Below are 3464 nucleotides of genomic sequence, written 5' to 3'. Positions count from 1 at the left end.
GGGTTGAAGACCGGCGCGGCATGGGCGGCGGCGCGGTCGCGGGCGGCGGCATCGGCGTGCTGGTGCTGGCGGCCATCGGCTATTTCGTCTTCGGCATCGACCCGAACACCACCCAACAGCTGGCCAGCCAGTTCGGCGGCGCCGGTCAGGCAGAGCAACAGGGCCAGATGGGCTCGCCCGAAGATCAGGACGGTCAGTTCGTCGAAGTCATCGGCTCCAACATCAACGACGTGTGGAAGACCAAGCTGCGCGGCTACACTCCGCCGACCACCGTGCTTTATACGCAAGGCACCCAGACCGGCTGCGGCTACGGCCAGGCGGCGATGGGGCCGTTCTACTGTCCGGCGGATCAGAAGGTTTATCTGGACCTGAGCTTCTGGCGCGAGATGGAGAGCAAGCTGGGCGCGTCCGGCGCCGACTTCGCCAAGGCCTATGTCATCGCCCACGAGTTCGGGCACCACGTCCAGACCCTGACCGGCGCCAGTCAGCAGGTGCAGCGCGCCCAGCAGTCGGCGCGCTCACAGGCCGAGGGCAATCGCTATTCCGTCGCGCTGGAGCTTCAGGCCGACTGCTACGCCGGGGTCTGGGCCAGCAACGCCGCCGCCGTGTCGAACGGCCAGGTGGCGCTGGAGCCGGGCGATCTGGAGGAAGGCATGAAGACCGCCCAGGCCATCGGCGACGACGCCCTGCAACGTCGCGGCGGCGGTCGCGTCTCGCCGGAAAGCTTCACCCACGGCTCGTCAGCCCAGCGGGTCGAGTGGCTGCAACGCGGCTATCAGACGGGCGACCCGGCGGCCTGCGACACCTTCGCCCAGCTCTAGACCTGATGGATCAGGCGGCCTTCGTGCGCTTCAGGGGCGAAGGCCGTCCATAGGCGAACCAGCGCAGCGCCCATTCCAGCGGCCCCATGTTGAACCGCCGCAACCACAGGGCGCTGAAGGCCATCTGGAACACCCAGATTCCCGCCGCCACGCCCCACAGGCCCCACCAGTCCAGCTTGCCCCACAGGTTCAGGCCGTAGAACAACAGGCCCGCGATCGCCGACTGGGCCAGATAGTTGGTCAGGGCCATCCGCCCCAGATTTCTCAAGGCGCGCCCCACGAAGCCGAGCGCGTTCAACTTCCACAGCGACAACAGCAGGCCGACGTGCCCCAGGGTCATGGCGCAGCGGCCCAGTTCATAGCTGGTCTGCGCCGCCCAGGATTCAGACGAGAACTGGCTGGTCCACAGCATCACGGCCTGGGCGCCGTTGACCGCCAGACCCAGGGCGTAGCCGCCCCCGGCCAGCGCCAGATAGAAGCCGAGCGACCGCGCTCCGCCCAACACCCCCAGCTTGAACAGCGCCATGCCCAGCAACATGAAGGCGACCGATTCAATGACCAGGGTGATGGTGTAGCTGGACGCCGCATAGTCCAGCCAGGTCCGCACGCTCCACTTCAGCAGGCCGACGACGCTTCCCGTGCGCGCGGCGGTTTCCTCGGCGATGGTCTCGGGCGTCAGGGTCTGCGCCTCCTGCGCGCGCACATGGACCTTCATCGCCTCTGCGTCCTCGGCCGAGAGGACCGCGCCGGCCTCGACCTGGGTCGCCAGTTCGGCGCCGCGTCGCGCCTCCATCGCCTGATAGGCGCCGACCACGGCCGACTCGACGGTCAACAGCAGAAGCAGGGCGGCCGACAGGGCGATCAGCGTGCGCGGCCGGGCCGCGCGAAAGACGAACAGCAGAAACCCTGACAGGCCGTAGACGTAGAGAATATCTCCCGGAAACAGCAGGGCCGTGGCGTTGAAAATCCCCAGGGCTAACAGGGCCATACAGCGGCGGAAGTACACGTCGGCCGCCTGAATCGTACCGCGTCCGTCTTCGCCGCGCAGGGTGATCAACAACATCCCCGCCCCGAACAGCAGGGTGAACAGACCGCGCATCGAGCCCTGCACGAACAGATGCTGGATGATCCATGCCGACCAGTCAGGATTGGCCAGCGTCGGCGGCAAGTCCGGGTGATACTGCCCCCAGAAACCGCCCATCATCATGATGTTCACCAACAGGATGCCGCATAAGGCGAACCCGCGCAGGAGATCCAGGCTCTCCAGCCGCTGATTGGGCGACACCGATGTAGTGCTGGGCGGCAAGGCGGTCATACGGGCCGCTTATCCCCGTTCAGGCTGCGGATAAAATGGATTCGACCATTGGGAAATCAACAAGACTAAACAATGGTCACATCCATCAACGGTGCGAGGTGCAACCGTCCGTCGCCCAAATCCAAAATAACGTCGCGATCGGCGAAAGCCTCCATGCCCAGCAGAGCCTCGGGATAGTTCGGCAGCGCCCGGCTGGCGTAGACGGCGGTCGCCACATTGCGCCACGCCTCGTCGCCCAGCGCCACGCTTCGCGCCTGGATCATCCGCGTTCTGGCCACTCCGCCCAGAACGATGCTGGATCCCGATTGCTCGGGCCGGCCGTCCAGCAGACCCGCCGTCTGCGCCGCCGCGTCGCTGAGCGCCAGAAGCGAGGACGAACCCGTGTCCACCACCGCCTTGACCGGCGCGCCCTCGACCACGACCTCGGCGATCAAAGCCGTGCCCGAACGTCGAACGGGCAAGGGCCGATAGGCGGGCGTCAGCCTCGCCTGAGCCTCGCCGAGCAACCGTAACCGCCGTCGACGCAGGTCCATCTCCAACGCCGCTTGCATCAACAGATCCTGGCCCAGGATCAGCGGCGCGCCCAGCCCCTCGTCGCCCCCCAACGGCCCCAGGTCCAGAATGCCGGCACGCAGGCGCCCCACGCGCGCCTCCCCAACGGCCAGATCCAGCGTCACGCCCCGCCCCATCTGGGCGCGCCCGTCCACGCCATAGGCGATCAGCGGCATGTCGAAGAGGTCATCCAGCCCCAGCTCCGCCACCAGCCGCCGGTCGATCACCGAATACTGCGCCCCGCTGTCGATCAGGGCGGTCAGCTCCCGCCCCGCCAGCCGCACGCGCACCGTGGGCAAAAGGGTCCGAGGCGCGACGAAACGCAGCCAGCCGCTCGTCCCATCTGCGCCGAACGTCACGCTGGGCCGCCGCCACAGCACATGGTCTTTCAGCCACAGACCGCCGCCGACGGCTGCTGCGGCGGCTCCGGCACGGATGAGAAGGGAACGGCGGTTCATCCGCCTGACATGAACCGACCGACGGCGCGGCGCCAGCCCCCTTTCCCATCGCCGCGCGCCGACAACGCCGCCGTTGCGCCGGTTGAGCCAGGTTGTTGCGCCAACTCGCGACAATTCCGTTCGCACGCGCAAAATATTCATGACGAAGTCGTAGATCGCGGCTAGAAACAACCCGTTATGCCAGCCTCCCCTGATCGTTACCTCTCGACGCGCGGCGACGCCGCTCCGACCCGCTTCAGCGACGCCCTGCTGCGCGGCATCGCGCCCGACGGCGGCCTCTACATGCCACAGGCGTGGCCGACCCTGCCCGGCGACGCC

General features: G+C 67.5%; 3 protein-coding genes and 1 pseudogene. 2 read left to right on the top strand and 2 right to left on the bottom strand.

All coding sequences use genetic code 11. The annotated features are described in order from the left end of the window. On the top strand, positions 1 to 821 hold an 821-nt coding region (locus RT567_RS15080), incomplete at its 5' end, for a neutral zinc metallopeptidase (RefSeq protein ID WP_313577061.1). 10 nt (positions 822 to 831) lie between these two features. On the opposite strand, the gene RT567_RS15075 is transcribed toward RT567_RS15080, so the two are convergent. Together RT567_RS15075 and RT567_RS15070 are read right to left on the bottom strand one after the other, a co-directional pair. Then, positions 832 to 2136: a DUF418 domain-containing protein gene (locus RT567_RS15075; protein WP_313577060.1), complete on the bottom strand. Its 1305-nt coding sequence runs from the start codon at positions 2134 to 2136 to the stop codon at positions 832 to 834. 65 nt (positions 2137 to 2201) lie between these two features. Beyond that, on the bottom strand, positions 2202 to 3146 hold the full coding sequence (locus RT567_RS15070; protein ID WP_313577059.1) for an aspartyl protease family protein: 945 nt from the start codon (positions 3144 to 3146) through the stop codon (positions 2202 to 2204). A 177-nt stretch (positions 3147 to 3323) separates the two neighbouring features. On the opposite strand from RT567_RS15070, the pseudogene RT567_RS15065 reads away from it, so the two are divergent. Next, positions 3324 to 3464, top strand: a pseudogene (locus tag RT567_RS15065) (threonine synthase); the annotation flags it as partial.

Origin of the sequence: Brevundimonas sp. (assembly GCF_032107865.1) — a bacterium.
Lineage (GTDB): Bacteria > Pseudomonadota > Alphaproteobacteria > Caulobacterales > Caulobacteraceae > Brevundimonas.
This window is presented reverse-complemented; position numbering and strand designations above follow the sequence as displayed.